17 protein-coding genes, 1 tRNA gene and 1 riboswitch are annotated in these 18481 nt (G+C 62.7%); of the genes, 6 read left to right on the top strand and 12 right to left on the bottom strand.

Features of this window, described 5'->3' with window-relative positions:
* Nucleotides 1–2 precede the first annotated feature (2 nt).
* The 5 genes from rplB to HAV22_RS07165 all read right to left on the bottom strand — a co-directional run bounded on the left by rplB (nt 3) and on the right by HAV22_RS07165 (nt 2787).
* The gene (gene rplB, locus HAV22_RS07185) at nt 3–830 is read right to left on the bottom strand and encodes a 50S ribosomal protein L2 (RefSeq protein ID WP_166857984.1); all 828 of its coding nucleotides are present in this window, start codon (nt 828–830) and stop codon (nt 3–5) included.
* Nucleotides 830–1147 carry a 50S ribosomal protein L23 gene (rplW, locus tag HAV22_RS07180; RefSeq protein WP_036240333.1) on the bottom strand — a complete coding sequence of 106 codons (318 nt, stop codon included), beginning with the start codon at nt 1145–1147 and terminating at the stop codon, nt 830–832. The genes rplB and rplW overlap by 1 nt, the downstream gene beginning before the upstream one ends.
* Complete coding sequence (gene rplD, locus HAV22_RS07175) at nt 1144–1764, bottom strand: 50S ribosomal protein L4 (RefSeq protein WP_166857981.1); 621 nt, start codon at nt 1762–1764, stop codon at nt 1144–1146. Before rplD ends, rplW begins: the two co-directional genes overlap by 4 nt.
* Nucleotides 1765–1767: 3 nt before the next feature.
* Entirely contained in the window at nt 1768–2424 is a 657-nt protein-coding gene (gene rplC, locus HAV22_RS07170; protein ID WP_166857979.1) for a 50S ribosomal protein L3, read from the bottom strand.
* Between the two features lie 286 nt (nt 2425–2710).
* A tRNA-Val gene (locus HAV22_RS07165) sits at nt 2711–2787 on the bottom strand.
* 116 nt (nt 2788–2903) lie between these two features.
* Between HAV22_RS07165 and HAV22_RS07160 the strand changes: the two genes are divergently transcribed.
* A complete protein-coding gene (locus HAV22_RS07160) occupies nt 2904–3956 on the top strand; it encodes a mechanosensitive ion channel family protein (protein ID WP_166857977.1) in 1053 nt (350 codons plus the stop codon).
* Between the two features lie 100 nt (nt 3957–4056).
* Here the strand turns inward: HAV22_RS07160 and HAV22_RS07155 are convergent, their stop codons facing one another.
* Nucleotides 4057–5067 carry a LacI family DNA-binding transcriptional regulator gene (locus HAV22_RS07155; RefSeq protein WP_229421118.1) on the bottom strand — a complete coding sequence of 337 codons (1011 nt, stop codon included), beginning with the start codon at nt 5065–5067 and terminating at the stop codon, nt 4057–4059.
* Between the two features lie 493 nt (nt 5068–5560).
* On the opposite strand from HAV22_RS07155, the gene HAV22_RS07150 reads away from it, so the two are divergent.
* Both HAV22_RS07150 and HAV22_RS07145 read left to right on the top strand, forming a co-directional pair.
* Nucleotides 5561–6910: a nucleobase:cation symporter-2 family protein gene (locus HAV22_RS07150; protein WP_166857975.1), complete on the top strand. Its 1350-nt coding sequence runs from the start codon at nt 5561–5563 to the stop codon at nt 6908–6910.
* A 99-nt stretch (nt 6911–7009) separates the two neighbouring features.
* The gene (locus tag HAV22_RS07145; protein WP_166857973.1) at nt 7010–8371 is read left to right on the top strand and encodes an 8-oxoguanine deaminase; all 1362 of its coding nucleotides are present in this window, start codon (nt 7010–7012) and stop codon (nt 8369–8371) included.
* 104 nt (nt 8372–8475) lie between these two features.
* Here the strand turns inward: HAV22_RS07145 and rpsJ are convergent, their stop codons facing one another.
* From rpsJ to rpsL, 5 genes are all read right to left on the bottom strand, one after another.
* Nucleotides 8476–8793, bottom strand: coding sequence for a 30S ribosomal protein S10 (gene rpsJ / locus HAV22_RS07140; RefSeq protein ID WP_005663509.1), 318 nt, complete (start codon nt 8791–8793; stop codon nt 8476–8478).
* 266 nt (nt 8794–9059) lie between these two features.
* Nucleotides 9060–10250, bottom strand: coding sequence for an elongation factor Tu (tuf, locus tag HAV22_RS07135; protein WP_166857832.1), 1191 nt, complete (start codon nt 10248–10250; stop codon nt 9060–9062).
* 74 nt (nt 10251–10324) lie between these two features.
* The gene (gene fusA / locus HAV22_RS07130) at nt 10325–12430 is read right to left on the bottom strand and encodes an elongation factor G (protein WP_166857971.1); all 2106 of its coding nucleotides are present in this window, start codon (nt 12428–12430) and stop codon (nt 10325–10327) included.
* A gap of 131 nt (nt 12431–12561) precedes the next feature.
* Complete coding sequence (rpsG, locus tag HAV22_RS07125; protein ID WP_166857969.1) at nt 12562–13032, bottom strand: 30S ribosomal protein S7; 471 nt, start codon at nt 13030–13032, stop codon at nt 12562–12564.
* A 126-nt stretch (nt 13033–13158) separates the two neighbouring features.
* On the bottom strand, nt 13159–13542 hold the full coding sequence (gene rpsL, locus HAV22_RS07120; protein ID WP_036240557.1) for a 30S ribosomal protein S12: 384 nt from the start codon (nt 13540–13542) through the stop codon (nt 13159–13161).
* 427 nt (nt 13543–13969) lie between these two features.
* Here rpsL and HAV22_RS07115 point away from each other — a divergent pair, with 427 nt between their 5' ends.
* Together HAV22_RS07115 and HAV22_RS07110 are read left to right on the top strand one after the other, a co-directional pair.
* Nucleotides 13970–14956: an RNA-guided endonuclease InsQ/TnpB family protein gene (locus tag HAV22_RS07115; protein WP_229421117.1), complete on the top strand. Its 987-nt coding sequence runs from the start codon at nt 13970–13972 to the stop codon at nt 14954–14956.
* Nucleotides 14957–15041: 85 nt separating this feature from the next.
* On the top strand, nt 15042–16907 hold the full coding sequence (locus HAV22_RS07110) for a phosphoethanolamine transferase (protein WP_166857967.1): 1866 nt from the start codon (nt 15042–15044) through the stop codon (nt 16905–16907).
* Between the two features lie 18 nt (nt 16908–16925).
* On the opposite strand, the gene HAV22_RS31490 is transcribed toward HAV22_RS07110, so the two are convergent.
* A complete protein-coding gene (locus HAV22_RS31490; protein WP_267874756.1) occupies nt 16926–17057 on the bottom strand; it encodes a hypothetical protein in 132 nt (43 codons plus the stop codon).
* Nucleotides 17058–17314: 257 nt separating this feature from the next.
* Nucleotides 17315–17425: riboswitch (guanidine-I (ykkC/yxkD leader) on the top strand.
* Between the two features lie 54 nt (nt 17426–17479).
* On the opposite strand from HAV22_RS31490, the gene HAV22_RS07105 reads away from it, so the two are divergent.
* Nucleotides 17480–18481 carry an ABC transporter substrate-binding protein gene (locus HAV22_RS07105; protein WP_166857965.1) on the top strand — a complete coding sequence of 334 codons (1002 nt, stop codon included), beginning with the start codon at nt 17480–17482 and terminating at the stop codon, nt 18479–18481.

Raw genomic sequence — 18481 nt, 5'->3', positions numbered from 1 at the left:
CCTTATTTCTTGCCGCGGCGCGAGACGATCATCGACGACGTGCGCTTGTTCGAACGCGTCTTCTTGCCCTTCGTCTGCTGGCCCCATGGCGACACCGGGTGACGACCGGCAGCCGTACGACCTTCACCACCACCGTGCGGGTGGTCGATCGGGTTCATGACGACACCGCGAACGGTCGGACGGACACCGCGCCAGCGCATTGCACCGGCTTTACCGATCTTGCGCAGGTTGTGCTCGCCGTTGCCGACTTCGCCAACCGTTGCGCGGCACTCGATGTGCACGCGGCGCACTTCACCCGAGCGCAGGCGAACCTGAGCGTAGGTGCCTTCGCGAGCCATCAGCACGACGCCGGCGCCTGCGGTACGGGCCATCTGAGCACCCTTACCCGGCAGCATTTCGACGCAGTGCATCGTGGTACCGACCGGGATGTTACGGATCGGCAAGCAGTTACCCGACTTGATCGGCGCTTCCGAGCCGTTCATGACGGTGTCGCCCACGGACATGCCCTTGGTGGCGATGATGTACGCGCGGTGACCGTCGGCGTAGCACACCAGAGCGATGTGCGCCGTGCGGTTCGGGTCGTACTCGATGCGCTCGACCTTGGCCGGAATACCGTCCTTGTTGCGCTTGAAGTCGACCACGCGGTAGTGGTGCTTGTGACCACCGCCGATGTGGCGGGTCGTGATGTGACCGTTGTTGTTACGGCCAGCGGTCTTCGATTTCTTCTCAACCAGGGCTGCGAACGGACGACCCTTGTACAGGTCGGCGTTCACAACCTTCACCATGCCGCGGCGGCCTGGGGAGGTTGGCTTCATCTTAACGAGTGCCATTATTTAGCCTCCTCGACAAAATTGATTTCCTGGCCCGGCTTCAGGGCCACGAAAGCGCGCTTGGTGTGGTTGCGACGACCGGTGAAACGGCCCGAACGCTTCTGCTTGCCTTCGCGGTTCACGGTCTGCACCGATTCCACTTCGACTTTGAACAGCAGCTCGACGGCGGCTTTGATTTCCGGCTTGGTCGCGTCCGGCAGGACCTTGAACACGATCTGTTCGTTCTTTTCCGCGACGAAGGTCGCCTTTTCGGAAATGACCGGAGCCAGCAGCACCTTCATCAGGCGCTCTTCGCTGAATTTGATTGCGGCGCTCATGCGTACATCTCCTCGATCTTGGCCAGAGCAGCTTTGGTGACCAGGACTTTCTTGTAGAACACCAGCGACATCGGGTCGGCATGCTTCGGCTCGACAACCAGCACGTTCGGCAGGTTGCGCGATGCCAGCAGCAGGTTTTCATCGATGGTGTCGGTGATCACCAGGACCGAGTCCAGACCCATGCCCTGCAGCTTTTGCGACAGCAGCTTGGTCTTCGGTGCTTCGACGGTCAGGTTCTCGATGACGTTCAGGCGGTCTTCGCGGGCCAGCTGCGAGAAGATCGAGCAGATACCTGCGCGATGCATCTTCTTGTTGACCTTGTGCGAGAAGTTCTCGTCCGGCGAGTTCGGGAAGATACGACCACCACCGCGCCACAGCGGCGACGACGACATACCGGCACGAGCGCGGCCCGTACCTTTTTGACGCCACGGCTTCTTGGTCGTGTGGGAGACTTCTTCACGATCCTTCTGCTTGCGGTTGCCCGAGCGCGCGTTGGCGGCGTAGGCGACCACGATCTGGTGGATCAGGGCTTCGTTGTAATCACGGCCGAACACGGTGTCGGCGGCGTTGACTGCGGCGCCAGCTTGACCTTGCTCATTCAGGAGCTTGAGTTCCATCGCTTATGCTCCTTTCTTGGCTTTGACCTTGACTGCCGGCTTGACGATCACTTGACCGTTCTTGGCGCCAGGAACGGCACCCTTAACCAGCAGCAGTTGACGCTCGGCGTCGATACGGGCGATTTCCAGGTTCTGGGTGGTGACAGTGACGTCGCCCATGTGACCGGTCATGCGCTTACCAGGGAACACGCGACCCGGATCCTGTGCCATACCGATGGAACCCGGCACGTTGTGCGAACGCGAGTTACCGTGGGTCTGACGGCCCGAAGCGAAGTTGTGGCGCTTGATGGTACCGGCGTAGCCCTTACCGATCGAGGTGCCTTGCACGTCGATTTTCTGGCCCACTTCGAACATCGAGACATTGATTGCGTCGCCAGCTTTGAAACCAGCGGCTTGAGCGGCTTCGACGCGGAATTCCTTCAGCATCGTGCCAGCTTCGACGCCAGCTTTGGCGAAGTGACCGGCAGCGGCCTTGTTCACGCGGGAAGCGCGACGTTGACCGAAGACGACCTGAACCGATGCATAACCATCAGTTTCAGGAGTTTTGATTTGCGCAACACGGTTGTTCGACACGTCCAGCACGGTAACGGGGATCGAATCGCCGTCGTCCGTGAAGATGCGCATCATGCCAACCTTGCGACCGAGAAGGCCCAGGCTCATTTTTTCTCCATTCCCACCTACGATTGGGCGGGGCTAGTTGACTTTCGGAAGTTGTGAAACTTCCTCTTAAACGCGTGGACCGAAAAAAGATAGGCCCACACCGAAGCCGGCTAGTATAGCGCGCGCTACGGATGGACGCAACAAGAGAATGCGAAGGCTGACGCGATCTGTTGCGTTTTACGCTAGAGTCGTGGAGATCAGAGAATCCGTTCGAGCTGAACGGCACAGAAAAGACACCTTGGCATCTTTTCTCTACAGGCTCGGGGCCTGCGATATGGAGGAATTCTGGTGGGCGGTGCAGGATTCGAACCTGCGACCCCTTGGATGTCGACCAAGTATTCTAACCAGCTGAACTAACCGCCCGGGGAGCCGCATTATACGAGCATGTTTTAGCAAAGCGCAATACCCGTCCGAAAAAACTTGTGCGCTGCACCGCGCCCTTACAATGAGGCCCGGCAAGACAACGAAAGGATGATCGGATGAATCTGGTGTTCTTCAACAACACGACCTTGGCCTGGCTGACGGCCCTCGGCATCGCGGCCGGGGTCGCGCTGGCGCTGTACATCGCCAAGCGGGCGGGCGTGCACCACATGCGCAAGCTGGCCGAGCGCACCGCGACCCGCCTCGACGACATCGCCGTCGAAGCCCTCGACGGCACGCGCCTGCTGGCCATCGTCATCATGGGGCTGTTCGTCGGCAGCAAGTTCCTCGCCCTGCCGCCGGAAGTGGACGTGTTCGCCACGCGCGTGGCGATCGTCACGGGCCTGATCCAGGCCGCGCTGTGGGGGCATCGCGCGCTGCGCGCGTGGCTGACGGATTATTACCAGAACCGCGCCGGCGATCCCGCCCGCGCCACGTCGGCGGCCGCGGTCGGCTTCATCGCGCAGACGATCCTGTGGACCGTGCTGCTGCTGATGGTGCTCGACAACCTCGGCGTCAACATCACGACCCTCGTCGCGTCGCTGGGCATCGGCGGTATCGCGGTCGCACTGGCCGTGCAGAACATCCTGGGCGATTTGTTCGCGTCGCTGTCGATCGTGCTCGACAAGCCGTTCGTCATCGGCGACTTCATCATCGTCGACAAATACCTGGGCACCGTGGAATACGTGGGCCTCAAGACGACCCGGCTGCGCAGCCTGGGCGGCGAACAGCTCGTGTTCTCGAACGCCGACCTGCTCAAGAGCCGCCTGCAGAACATGACGCGCATGAACCGACGCCGCGCCGCGTTCACCGTGACCGTCACCTACGACACGCCGACCGCGACGCTGCGGCAGATCCCGGCCATGCTGACGGAGATCGTCAAGGCGCAGGATCCCGTGACGTTCGACCGCGCGCACTTCGCCGGCATGGCCGCGTCGTCGTTGAACTTCGACGTCGTGTACTGGGTGGAGACGGCCGATTTCAACCGCTACATGGACATCCAGCAGGAGATCTATCTGCAGATCATGGACCGGTTCGCAGCCGATGGGATCGAGTTCGCGTTTCCAACGCAGACCCTGCATCTGCACGATGCGCGAGAACTCGCCAGGTAGGGTGGGCACCCCTGTGCCCATGCGTAACGTTCGCATGACGCCGGCGTTCGCGTGGGCACGGGGTGCCCACCCTACGGCTACGACGTGCCGATGCCCGCGTTCACAAATGCGCCGACGGCGGCGCCGTCGACGCCCGCACGACCAGCGTGCTGGCCAGCGCCGTACTGCGCAGCGGCACATGCGCGCCGCGGATGCGGTCGATCAGCAGATCGATGGCGAGCCGGGCCATGTCGCGCTTGGGCGGCGCCACCGTCGTCAGGGGCGGCAGCGCGTACGGGGCGCCCGCGATGTCGTCATAGCCGACAACGGACAACTGCGCGGGCACGCGTACGCCCGCCGCACCGGCCGCGCACAAACCGCCCAGCGCCATCAGGTCGCTCGTGACGAACACGGCAGTCGGCCGCCGCGGCCACGCCAGCAGGCGCGTAAAGGCCGCGTGGCCGCCGGCGCTCGTGAATTCCTCCTGCACGACGTGATCGGGCGGCAGCGCCAGGCCGGCCTCCGCCATCGCACGCAGAAAGCCGCCGACCCGCTCGCGCGTGCGCGGGAGGTCGGCGGGCCCGGACACGCAGGCGATGTCGCGGTGCCCCAGTTCGATCAGGTGACGCGTGGCCTCGTAGCCGCCCTCCTCCTGCCCGGCCAGCACGAGGTCGGCTTCGAGCCCCGGCAAGCCGCGCTCGAGCTGGACGATGGGCACGGCTTCGTGGCGCAGCAGCTGATCCTGCTCGTCGTCGGCACCGCTGGCGACGAGCAGGAGGCCGTCGATGCGCTTTTCCATCAACAGGCGCAAGTAGGCTGCCTGCTTCTGCGCGCCGCCGTGCGCGTTGCACAGGATGATGTTGTAGCCGAGCTCGAACGCCGCATCCTCGATCCAGCTGATCAGTTCGGCAAAATAGGGATTGGAGGAGTTCGGCACCAGGACGCCGATGGTATGGGTCTTGTCGTTCTTGAGGCTGCGGGCGACGGCACTGGGGATGTAGTGCATCTCGTCGATGATGCCCAGCACACGCTGGCGTACGTCGTCGCTGACGACGCGCGTCTTGTTGATCACGTGCGACACCGTGGAGATCGACACCCCGGCGCGTTCCGCTACCTGCTTCATGGTCGCCATCGCGTTTCCTCCTGAGGCGCGATTATCACCGATGTGTTTCAGTGACTACAACAACCCGTTGGCCCCACAGGCAGGGACCTACCCTTGGAAGATCAGGCCGGTATCGTGCTTATCAAGGCTCGCGCGCCTCGGATCTACCTGCACGTACTGCCCATCTGATATTTTCACGCAAAACCGTTGTGAAAAATTGTATACAACGGACGTCAAAATACCGTAGTTCTCCTCTACTAAACTCCCGCGCAACCGGCGCCTGTATGCACGAAAACTGTATACAAATCCGTTGACACCGCTTTCACACGACGGCATCATGAATTCATGAAAAGCCGCCGCAGAGCGGCCCCAAGCTGAGTGGAGACGTCAGCGCGTTCCGGCCGCATCCCGGCCTTGCCGCCCTTCGGTTGCATCCGTACCCCGGATTGCCTGCCGTGGTCGACTGTTCTCCACTGCCCGGTTCACCTCGAAGTACTCAGGATCACATTCGACGGAGACACATATGAACAACCTGCTGTACAAGGTCGACGACAGGCCGCCCCTCATCACCACGACGCTGCTCGCCGCCCAGCACATGCTGGCCGCGCTGGGCGGCATCATCGCGGTGCCGCTCGTCGTGGGCGCCATCCTCAAGCTCCCGGCGGACCAGATCGTCGCGCTCGTCAATGCGGCGCTGCTGGGCTCGGGCATCGTCACGGTCATCCAGTGCAAGGGCGTCGGGCCGATCGGCATCCGCCTGCCCTGCGTGATGGGCACCAGCTTCGCCTTCGTCGGCGCCGCGATCAGCATCGGCTTCGAGCATGGCGTACCCGGTATCCTCGGGTCGTCGCTGGCGGGCTCCGTCGTCATGATCGTCGGCAGCTTCTTCATGCCGCAGATCCGCAAGCTGTTCCCGCACCAGGTGACGGCCGTCGTCGTCACGATGATCGGCCTGTCGCTCGTTCCCGTCGCCGTCGACTGGGCGGCCGGCGGCAAGGGCGCGGCCGACTACGGAGCGCCCACGAACCTCGGTATCGCGCTGTTCGTGCTGGCCATCGTCGTGGCGCTCGTCCAGTTCGGCAAGGGCATCATCTCCGCGTCGGCCATCGTGATCGGCATCGCGATCGGCTACGCCATCTGCCTCGGCCTGGGCCTCGTCGACTTCTCGAGCGTCCACCGGGCCGCCGTGTTCGCGCTGCCGCAGCCGCTGCACTTCGGCATGAGCTTCCCGCCCAGCGGCATCCTCGCGATGGGCCTCGCCTATGTCGTGACGATGGTCGAGACGACGGGCACCTTCATGGCGCTGGGTGCCGCGACGGAAACGAAGATGCGCGGCACCTTGCTCAAGCGCGGCGTACTGTGCGACGGCGTCGGTTCCGCGTTCGCCTCCACGCTCGGCGCGCCGCCGATGTCGACGTTCGCGCAGAACGTCGGTGTCATCTCGCTGACCGGTGTCGCCAGCCGCCACGTCGTCGCGCTGACGGGCTTGATGCTGGTGCTGGCCGGCCTGTTCCCGGTGCTGGGCGCCGTCGTCGTCACGATTCCGCAGCCCGTCCTCGGTGGCGCGGGCCTGATGATGTTCGCGATGATCCTCACGGCCGGTGTGCAGATGCTGGGCAAGGTCGAGCACGACAAGCGCACGGGCCTCATCATCGCCGTGTCGATCGGCTGCGGCCTCGCCGTCAGCGTGCGGCCGGAACTGCTGGCGAAGCTGCCTGCATTCGTCAACGAGATCTTCGGCTCCGGCATCAGCACGGGCGCCATCATGGCCGTGCTGCTGAACCTCGTGCTGCCGAACCGTCCCGTGGAAATCCACGACGACGAGGAAGACGTCCCGCAACCGCTGCTGGTGAAAGACCTGGAGGCGGTGTGACGGGAATTTGAGCTGCCTTCGGGCAGCAACTTCCGACATTGTTTCCGCAGTGCCCGCGCATTGTTTCCGCAGTGTTGAAAACCAAAAAGTGGAAAACCTATGAGCAAAACTCTCCTGATCAAGAACGCGCGCGTCCTCGTGACGATGGACAATGCGCGCCGCGAATTCGCCGGCGGCGCCGTCTTCGTGCGCGACAACGTGATCGAGCAGGTCGGCCCGACGGACGACCTGCCGCAAGCCGCCGACGAGGTGATCGACGCCTCGGGCCACGTCGTCATCCCCGGCCTCGTCAACACGCATCACCACATGTACCAGAGCCTCACGCGCGTCATCCCCGCCGCGCAGGACGGCGAACTATTCAACTGGCTGACGAATTTGTATCCCGTGTGGGCGAACCTGACGGGCGAGATGATCCACGTGTCCACGTTGACTGCGATGGCGGAACTGATCCTGTCCGGCTGCACGACGAGCAGCGACCACCTGTACATCTACCCGAACGATTGCCGCCTGGACGACAGCATCGAGGCCGCGCATACGATCGGCATGCGCTTCCACGCGGCGCGCGGCGCGATGAGCGTGGGCCGCTCGCAGGGCGGCCTGCCGCCGGACAGCGTCGTCGAGGCCGAAGCCGCGATCCTGAAGGATGCGCAGCGCCTCATCGAGACCTATCACGATGCGTCTCGCCACGCGATGCAGAGAATCGTCGTCGCCCCGTGCTCGCCGTTCTCCGTGTCGCGCGACCTGATGAAGGAGGCGGCGCTGCTGGCGCGCAGCCACGGCGTGTCGCTGCACACGCACCTCGCGGAGAACGCCAGCGACATCGCGTACAGCCGCGAGAAGTTCAACATGACGCCGGCCGAATACGCGGAAGACTGCGGGTGGGTCGGCCACGACGTGTGGCACGCGCACTGCGTGCAGCTGGACGACGCTGGCATCCACCTGTTCGCGCGCACGGGCACGGGTGTCGCGCACTGCCCGTGCTCGAACATGCGGCTCGCGTCCGGCATCGCGCCCGTGCGCAAGATGGTCGATGCGGGCGTGCCCGTGGGCCTGGGCGTGGACGGCAGCGCGTCGAACGACGGCGCGCACATGTTGGGCGAGGTGCGCCAGGCGATGCTGCTGCAGCGCGTGGGCTTCGGCCCGGATGCGATGACGGCGCGCCAGGCACTGGAACTGGCCACCCTCGGCGGCGCGAAGGTGTTGAATCGCGACGACATCGGCAGCATCGCGCCGGGCATGTCGGCCGACATTGTGATGTTCAAGCTGGATGGCGTCGGGTTCGCCGGGGCGCTGCACGATCCGGTGGCGGCGCTGGTGTTCTGCACGCCGGCCAACGTGAATCACAGCGTCATCAACGGCAAGGTCGTCGTGAAGGATGGCGTGTTGCGGACGGTCGACCTGCCCGTCGTGCTGGAGCGGCATCACAGGCTGGCGGAGGCACTGGCGCTGAAGGCCGCATAACGAGCCACTGCGAGCCACGCCAAAAGCAAACGGCCCATCTACCGCGAAGTGGATGGGCCGTTTTGCATGCGCCGGCGGCAGGGCCGCCAGGACGCTTGAAACGATTACTGCAGCTTGATTTCGACGTCGACGCCAGCCGGCAGGTCCAGCTTCATCAGCGCGTCGACGGTCTTGTCGGTCGGGTCCACGATGTCCATCAGACGCTGGTGCGTACGGATTTCGAACTGGTCGCGCGAGGTCTTGTTGACGTGCGGGGAACGCAGCACGTCGAAGCGCTGGATGCGGGTCGGCAGCGGAACCGGGCCCTTGACGACTGCGCCGGTGCGCTTGGCGGTGTCGACGATTTCCAGGGCGGACTGGTCGATCAGCTTGTAGTCGAACGCTTTCAGGCGGATACGGATTTTCTGATTCGGAGCGGACATGCTATTTCCTTAAAAAAGAACGAACCGGCACGGGGCCGGCAATCAAAAGTCAGGTACTGCGTGTACAAGGTGAGACTAACTGCGAGGGGACGGCAGTATAACACCCTTTCACCCTCAGCTGCACAGACAGAAGGGACAGAACTTTCGCTCCGTCCCTTCTGTCTGATTGTTGCTACTGGTAGGGTGGGCTCCCCGAGCCCACGCGAACGCTTCCGATATGTTGGCGTTACGCGTGGGCACGGGGTGCCCACCCTACGATATCGCTATTAGGCCAGGATCTTGGCAACCACGCCGGCGCCGACGGTACGGCCGCCTTCGCGGATTGCGAAGCGCAGACCTTCTTCCATCGCGATCGGAGCGATCAGCTTGACGGTGATCGACACGTTGTCGCCCGGCATGACCATCTCTTTATCGGCCGGCAGAACGATCGAACCGGTCACGTCCGTCGTACGGAAGTAGAACTGCGGACGGTAGTTGTTGAAGAACGGGGTGTGACGACCGCCTTCGTCCTTCGACAGGACGTACACTTCGCCCGTGAAGTCGGTGTGCGGCTTGATCGAACCCGGCTTGGCCAGAACCTGACCACGCTGGACGTCTTCACGCTTGGTGCCGCGCAGCAGCAGGCCGACGTTGTCGCCAGCCTGACCTTGATCCAGCAGCTTGCGGAACATTTCCACGCCGGTGCAGGTCGTCTTGACGGTGTCGGTGATGCCGACGATTTCGATCTCTTCGCCGACCTTGATGATGCCGCGCTCGACACGACCGGTCACCACGGTACCGCGGCCCGAGATCGAGAACACGTCTTCCACCGGCATCAGGAAGGCGCCGTCAACGGCACGTTCCGGCGTCGGGATGTAGGTGTCCAGTGCTTCGGCCAGACGGATGATGCAGTCTTCGCCCATTTCGCCGGCTGCACCTTCCAGTGCCATACGAGCCGAACCCTTGATGATCGGCAGGTCGTCGCCCGGGAACTCGTACTTCGACAGGAGCTCGCGCACTTCCATTTCGACCAGTTCCAGCAGTTCTGCGTCGTCGACCAGGTCGCACTTGTTCAGGAACACGATGATGTACGGAACACCCACCTGGCGAGCCAGCAGGATGTGTTCGCGCGTCTGCGGCATCGGGCCGTCAGCGGCCGAGCACACCAGGATCGCGCCGTCCATCTGGGCAGCACCGGTGATCATGTTCTTGATGTAGTCGGCGTGGCCCGGGCAGTCGACGTGTGCGTAGTGGCGGTTGGCCGTCTCGTACTCGACGTGTGCGGTGTTGATCGTGATGCCGCGCGCTTTTTCTTCCGGAGCCGCGTCGATCTGGTCGTAGGCCTTGGCTTCGCCGCCAAACTTCTTCGACAGAACGGTTGCGATTGCAGCCGTCAGGGTGGTTTTGCCGTGGTCAACGTGACCGATGGTGCCGACGTTCACGTGCGGCTTGGTCCGTTCGAATTTACCTTTTGCCATTTTGATCTTCCTTTAAAAGAACAATATCTAGTTTTTGTTCAGGCCGGACGGGATACCACCCGGCCTGTTGTTAATTACTTGGCTTTAGCCGTCACGATGGCGTCCATCACATGCTTCGGTGCTTCAGCATAGTGCTTGAATTCCATCGTGTAGGTCGCACGACCCTGGGTTGCCGAACGCAGCACGGTCGAGTAACCGAACATTTCCGACAGCGGGACTTCGGCCTTGATGATCTTGCCGCCGCCGCCCGGGATCTCGTCCATGCCCTGCACCATACCGCGGCGGGACGACAGGTCGCCCATCACGGTACCGGCGTAGTCTTCCGGCGTTTCCACTTCCACGGCCATCATCGGCTCGAGGATGACCGGATTGGCTTTACGGCAGCCTTCCTTGAATGCCATCGAACCGGCCATGCGGAACGCGTTTTCGTTCGAGTCCACGTCGTGGTACGAACCGAAGGTCAGCGTGACTTTCACGTCGACCACCGGGTAGCCGGCCATCACGCCGCTCGACAGCGTCTCGCGCACACCTTTTTCGACCGCCGGGATGAATTCACGCGGAATCACACCACCCTTGATCGCGTCGATGAACTCGAAGCCTTTGCCCGGTTCCTGCGGTTCGACCGTCAGCACGGCGTGGCCGTACTGGCCGCGGCCGCCCGACTGCTTGACGAACTTGCCTTCGACGTCGCTGACCGACTTGCGGATCGTTTCGCGGTATGCCACCTGCGGCTTGCCGACGGTCGCTTCCACGCCGAATTCACGCTTCATGCGGTCGACGATGATCTCCAGGTGCAGCTCGCCCATACCACCGATGATGGTCTGGCCCGATTCTTCGTCGGTGCGCACGCGGAACGACGGGTCTTCCTGAGCCAGACGGTTCAGTGCCAGGCCCATCTTTTCCTGGTCGGCCTTGGTCTTCGGCTCGACGGCCTGCTGGATCACCGGCTCCGGGAACACCATCTTTTCCAGGATGATCGGGGCAGCCGGGTCGCACAGCGTTTCACCGGTGGTCGCTTCTTTCAGGCCCACGGCAGCGGCGATGTCGCCTGCACGGACTTCCTTGATCTCTTCGCGCTGGTTCGCGTGCATCTGCAGAATACGGCCGACGCGTTCCTTCTTGCTCTTGATCGGGTTGAACACGGTGTCGCCCGACTTGATGACGCCCGAGTACACGCGGAAGAAGATCAGCTGGCCGACGAACGGGTCGGTCATGATCTTGAATGCCAGCGCGGCAAATTTCTCGTCGTCCGATGCGGTACGGGTGACCGGCTGGTCGTCCTCGTCGGTACCGCTGACCGGCGGAATGTCGACCGGCGACGGCAGGTACTCGATGACCGCGTCCAGCATGGCCTGCACGCCCTTGTTCTTGAAGGCGGTGCCGCACATCATCGGAACGATTTCCGAAGCGATGGTGCGCTGGCGCAGTGCCTGCTTGATCTCGGCTTCGGTCAGCTCGCCCTCTTCGAGGTACTTGTTCATCAGGTCTTCCGACGCTTCAGCAGCGGTCTCGACCAGTTTCTCGCGCCATTCGTTGGCTTGATCGACCAGTTCGGCCGGGATCTCGCGGTAGTCGAACTTCATGCCCTGCGACGCGTCGTCCCAGTAGATCGCCTGCATCTTGACCAGGTCGACCACGCCTTTGAAGTTGTCTTCGGCGCCGATCGGGATCTGCAGCGGGATCGGGTTGGCCTTCAGGCGGGCGCGCATCTGCTCGTACACCTTGAAGAAGTTCGCACCGGTACGGTCCATCTTGTTGACGAACGCCAGACGCGGGACTTTGTACTTGTTAGCCTGACGCCACACGGTTTCCGACTGCGGCTGCACGCCACCGACTGCACAGTAGACCATGCAGGCGCCGTCCAGGACGCGCATCGAACGCTCCACCTCGATGGTGAAGTCGACGTGGCCCGGGGTATCGATGATGTTGAAGCGGTGCGGCTCGAAGTTGTTGGCCATACCCTTCCAGAAGCAGGTCGTCGCTGCCGAGGTAATGGTGATGCCGCGCTCTTGCTCCTGCTCCATCCAGTCCATGGTTGCTGCACCGTCGTGCACTTCACCGATCTTGTGGTTCACACCGGTGTAGAACAGGATGCGCTCGGTGGTCGTCGTCTTACCGGCGTCGATGTGAGCGGAGATACCGATGTTACGGTAGCGCTCAATAGGGGTAGTGCGTGCCATAAATTTTCCTAACTTTTGAATGGACAAAACCGAGCAGCATTCTGGTGATCAAAATGAGCTCGGCCTGAACAACGGATACTGCATGGCCGCACCACCCGGGGCGTTCTGCCCCGAAGAGATTGGCCATTTGCTTAGAAGCGGAAGTGCGAGAACGCCTTGTTCGCTTCAGCCATACGGTGCACCTCGTCACGACGCTTCATCGCGCCGCCGCGGCCTTCTGCTGCTTCCATCAGCTCGCCACCCAGGCGCTGCTGCATGGATTTCTCGCTACGCTTGTTTGCGGCTTCGCGCAACCAACGCATAGACAGGGCCATACGGCGGACCGGACGCACTTCAACCGGCACCTGGTAGTTGGCGCCACCGACGCGGCGGGATTTCACCTCGACCATCGGCTTGCAGTTGTTGATCGCGGTTGCGAACACTTCCAGCGGGTCCTTGCCCGATTTCGACTGGATGTAGTCGAAGGCACCGTAGATGATGTTTTCTGCGACCGACTTCTTGCCGGACAACATCAGGACGTTGACGAATTTGGCGAGATCGATGTTGCCGAATTTCGGATCCGGCAGAATTTCGCGCTTAGGTACTTCACGACGACGTGGCATTTCAATTCCTTCCTGTCTTCAGTTGAGTGCTTGCGCACTCGCGAAAGGCCATCAAAGCCCTTCACTTACTCGGCCTTCCGGCCGCCTCAACTAACTCAATATTAATTTACCCAGATTGCAAGAAGATTACTTCTTGGCAGCCTTGGCACGCTTGGCACCGTATTTCGAACGGGCCTGCTTACGGTCTTTCACGCCCTGGGTATCCAGTGCACCGCGGACCATGTGGTAACGCACACCCGGCAAGTCCTTCACACGGCCGCCGCGGATCAGCACGACCGAGTGTTCCTGCAGGTTGTGGCCTTCACCGCCGATGTACGAAATGACTTCGAAACCGTTGGTCAGGCGAACTTTGGCGACTTTACGCAGTGCCGAGTTCGGCTTCTTCGGGGTCGTCGTGTAGACACGGGTGCAAACACCGCGCTTTTGCGGGCAGTTTTCCAGTGCCGGCGACTTGCTCTTCACAACCGCGGCTTCACGCGGCTTGCGAATCAGTTGATTGATGGTTGGCATCGTTCAAAAATCCAACAAAATGACTACTAGTTGATGACCCGGGGCTCTTGCTTCCCGGGGGCTGAAACCTTGTCCCGACAGGGTCCGTACAGGCGACGACAGCCACTCACCAGCGGGAGCGGCTGTTATGCGTAAACCATGTGCAGAATAATTCGAGAACTCGCGAGTATAAACCTGAAGCAGGGCCGGGTCAACAAACTTGCTGACCATGCACCTCGACAGCGGCGGGAGATTGCGTAAACACGCAGTAGATGTCGTGATAACGACACAGCAGTGTACGCCGGATTTCATCCGTTGTGCAGGAGAGAACGGTTAGCGCGGAACTAAGCTAACGCTGCGCGCTCTTAGGGCAATAGGAAAAAGTTCATTCCGCTCAGCACTGTCAAACCTTTGATCTCCCGACCAGTATGACCGCCAGGGATATTCAATGTTCGTAGCACACCGCATCCGGCTGACCCGAATCATGCAGCTGGGGCGGGCCTTCGAGAATTTCTTTGCCGGGCGATCCCGTTATCCAAGGTTTCGCAGGAAAGGACGGGACGACCGCTTTACCCTGACAAATGATCAGTTCCGGGTCGAGGGGCGGCGCATCCGCATTCCGAAGCCGGGATGGGTCCGCATGCGTGAGGTGTTGCGCTTCGCGGGCAAGGTCGTGTCGGCTTCGATCGCATGCATTGCCGACCACTGGTATGCCAGCATCACGGTCGATACCACCGATTCGCCAGTGCCGCCAGCCGATAATCAAGGCGCGGTCGGGGTGGATCTGGGCATTACGGTGCTGGCCACTCTGTCGACCGGCGAAACGATTCAGGGCCCGATGGCATTGCGCACGCTACTGCCCCGGTTGCGGCGACTGTCGCGTGCCTTGTACCGTAAAGTCAAAGGATCGCACAACCGCGCCGAGGCGAAGCTGAAACCGGCGAAGCTGCACGCGCGCATCGCCAACATCCGTCGCGACAGCCTGCACCAGCTCAGCAGCAGTATCACGCGCCGCTTTCACACGATCGGTATTGAGAACCTCAACGGCAAGGGCATGCTGGGTAATCGGCACCTGGCTCGGGCCATCTCCGACATGGGATTTTACGAATTTCGCCGCCAACTCGAGTACAAGTCGACCTGGCGAGGCGGACAAGTCGTACTGGTCGACCGATGGTTCCCGAGTAGCAAGCTGTGCTCAGGCTGCGGACACCGGCTGGAATCGCTCGGCCTCGGCGCGCGGAACTGGACCTGTCCAGGCTGCGGGGCGTTAAACGACCGCGACGTTAACGCAGCGATCAATCTAAGAAACATGGCGGCTAGTTCGACCGCTTCAGCCCGTGGAGGGGAAGGCTCTGGCCCTGCGCGCGCAGGGCGAAACCGGCCCCAGGGAAGCGGGAATCCGACGGCAAAGTTAACTATGGCTAACTTTGCGTAAGTTTGGAAGAACGGTAGCGTTACCAGTGGCAAAAATCGGATAATAGCCGACTTCGCCTACGCACTGCCGCACAACGCTCGTTCCGATGTCATATTTGCTACGCCCGCGCAACCTGTACGTCGCGCTCACTTATCTGCTGTTGTCCTGCGTGCCGTACGTGGCGCCCCTGTTCGGCCTGCCGCTCGCGCGTCCCGCCCAGATCGCCGGCCTGGAGCTGCTCGCCTGGCTGGGCGTGTGGGCCGTGTTCAAGCGCCCTGCCTATTTCCACTGGCTGCTGCTGCCCGCCTTCCTGGCGCTGCCCGTCGAGCTGTACCTGTACGCTTTCTACGGCCAGGGCATCTCGACGCACCACCTCGGCATCATCGCGGAGACGAGCCCGGCCGAAGCGATGGAATTCCTCGGCAACAAGGTCTGGCTGCTGGTTGGCGTGTTCATCGGCATGGTCGTGTGGTTCGTCACGAGCTGGATCGCGGCCTGGCGCACGCGCGACCTCGACTGGGCGGACGTCTCGCGTCCCGTCGTGCTCGTCGTGCTGGCACTCGTGGCCGCCGTGTTCGGCTACGGCCTGAAGTACGGCGTCGCCCCGCCGCCGCTGGCGAGCCATGGCGCGCCGGCATCGGCCGGTGTCCGGCTCGTGAAGGCGTCCGCGTCGGACAGCCTTGATGCCGCCAGCGAAGAGACGGCGCCGCCCCGCCCGTCCAGCGTACCCCGTCCCGCGTCGCTGCCGCCGCTGGCGCACTGGATGAAGCTGCCGTTCGACCTCGACACGTTCGCTCACTCGTGGCCATTCGGCCTGGCCGCGCGCGGCGTCGATTTCTACAAGGAGCGGGTCTACCTGGCCGACCTCAACCGCCACAGCGCCAGCTTCCGCTTCCACGCGCACCTGGCCGAGCCGAACAATGACCCGCAGATCGTCGTGATGGTGATCGGCGAATCGTCGCGCTACGACCGCTGGAGCCTCAACGGCTACGACCGCGACACGAATCCGCTGTTGTCGCAGGAGCCGAACGTCGTCCCGCTGCGCGACGTGATCACGTCCGTGTCGGCCACGCGCCTGTCGGTGCCCGTCATCATCTCGCGCAAGCCGGCCACGCAAAGCCTCAAGGACGGGTTCTCGGAAAAATCGTTCCTGACCGCGTTCAAGGAGGCGGGCTATAAAACGTTCTGGCTGTCGAACCAGATCTCGTTCGGCAAGTTCGACACACCCGTATCCGTGTTCGCGAAGGAAGCGGACGTCGTCGACTTCCTGAACCTGGGCGGCTTCACGGACAATTCGAATTACGACGAAATCCTGTTCGGCCCGCTGAAGCATGCCGTCGCCGACCCGGCGCCGAAGAAGCTGATCGTGCTGCACACGCTGGGCAGCCACTGGAACTACAGCCACCGCTATCCGAAGCAGTTCGACAAATGGCTGCCGTCGCTGTACGGCATCGACAAGCCCGTCTACACGGACATCAAGATCAAGGACAAGCTGAACAACAGCTACGACAGCTCGATCCTGTACACGGACTGGTTCCTCGATCACGTGGTCAAGGCGCTGAAGGAGGCAGATGCGCCGGCCGCGATGCTGTACGTGGCCGACCACGGCCAGACGCTGTACGACAACAGCTGCCGCCTCGCCTTCCACGGCCACAACACGCAATACGAATTCCACGTCCCCGCGTTCGCGTGGTACTCGGACACGTACGCGGCGCGCTTCCCGGACAAGGTCGCGCAACTGCGCCGCCACCGCAAGGCGAAGCTGGCGACGGAAAACATGTTTCACACCATCCTCGACCTGGGCGACGTGCGCTACCCGGACGAGCACCTGGACTGGAGCTTCGTGAACGCCGCGTTCAAGCAGCACAAGCGCTACGTCGACAGCTACGGCTGGACGGACTACGACAACGCCACCATCAAGGGCGATTGCCACGAAGTGATCGCCAAGGGCAAGCCGCTGCCGCGCGATTGATGCGCCATCTCACACGGGTCAGAGCCCGTCCTTCGATCCCGGTCTCGCAATCCGCGGATAGCGGTGCGCCGGCCGCGCCGCCAGCAGATGCAGGAGCACCCGGGCAAGCCAGGCAAGGCGGCGGCGGTTGGTGCTGGCAAAGGTGGGCATCGTTTCTCCGCGGCGTGTTCGTGTCGTGTCCCATGCAAGGTCGGTGCCCGCCCGCCCACCACCTACCCACCCGCGGCCAGCGTGCACCGCCTGCGCGATAAACGCACCAGCTTGGCGCGCGCGCGCACCGCCGGGGCGCCTCGCGAATGTGCGCCCGCTGCCTGCCCATCGAGAAACCCGTACGAAACCGACTGGCATCCTTCTTGCAGATCGAACCTGCAACGAGAGGTGGGCCGGTGTTGGCATCGCGCACATCTCTAAAAGGTGGCTAGGGTTCCGACCGCGTCCTGCGGTGCTGGTCCGAGAGCTGCCGGTTCCCCGCCGCGCCGCGGCAAGGAGCTACACGGAGGGATAAAAGCCCGGGAGGACGATTGCGCCGCAATCGCTTGCCTCTCGTTTTTATCCACTTCGGGAGCTCCATCATGCGTTTCTTCCAGCACCATCGCATTCTTCGCAGTTCCATCGCAACGGCCATCGCCCTGTGCGCGGCGCTGTCGGCCGTGCGGCCCGCGCACGCGGAAGTCAAGGTCGGCCTGTCCGACTGGCCGGGCTGGGTAGCCTGGTACGTCGCGGACCAGAAGGGCTTCTTCAAGCGCCACAACGCCAACGTCAAGCTGGTCTGGTTCGGCAATTACACGGATTCCGTCGCCGCGCTGTCGGCAGGCCAGCTGGATGCCAATGCACAGACCTGGTCGGACACCATGACCCCGCTGGCGAAGAAGGTCGACGTCAAGGCCGTGCTGGTCAACGACAACTCGGCCGGCAACGACGCGTTGATGGTTGGTCCCAAGATCAAGTCGTTCGCCGACCTGAAGGGCCGCACGGTGGCGCTGGAGCAGTTCAGCATCTCGCACTTCGTGCTGGCCACCGCGCTCGCGAAGAACGGCATGAGCGTCAACGACGTCAAGGTCGTCAACCTATCCGCCGGCGACGCCGCCGCCGCGTTCATGGCCGGCCGCGTGGACGCCGCCGTCGTGTGGAACCCGTGGGTCAACAAGATCCAGACGAGCGGCAAGGGCCACGCACTGTTCACATCGCGCGACATGCCGGGCCTCGTGCCCGACCTGCTCGTCGCCCACGGCAAGGCGTTGCGCGACAAGACCAAGCGCCGGGACCTCGTCGGCATGATCCAGGCGTGGTTCGATACCCAGGCCTTCATCCACGACCACCCGGACGAAGCGGTACAGATCATGGCCAAGGTCGTCGGCATCAAGCCGGCCGAGTACAAGGTCTTCCTGCCGGGGACCCGCTTCTTCGACCGCGCCGACAACGAGGCCGCGCTCGATGCCGGCAAGCCGCAATCGCTCGTCGCGGCGGGCCCCGTCATCCACCAGTTCCTGGCCACGAACAAGCTGATCGCCGGTCCCGTCGACTACGCCGCCGGCATCGACGCTTCGCTGCTTTCCGACGCGCTGAAGAGATAA

Origin of the sequence: Telluria antibiotica (genome assembly GCF_011682055.1) — a bacterium.
Classification (GTDB): domain Bacteria; phylum Pseudomonadota; class Gammaproteobacteria; order Burkholderiales; family Burkholderiaceae_D; genus Telluria; species Telluria antibiotica.
This window is presented reverse-complemented; position numbering and strand designations above follow the sequence as displayed.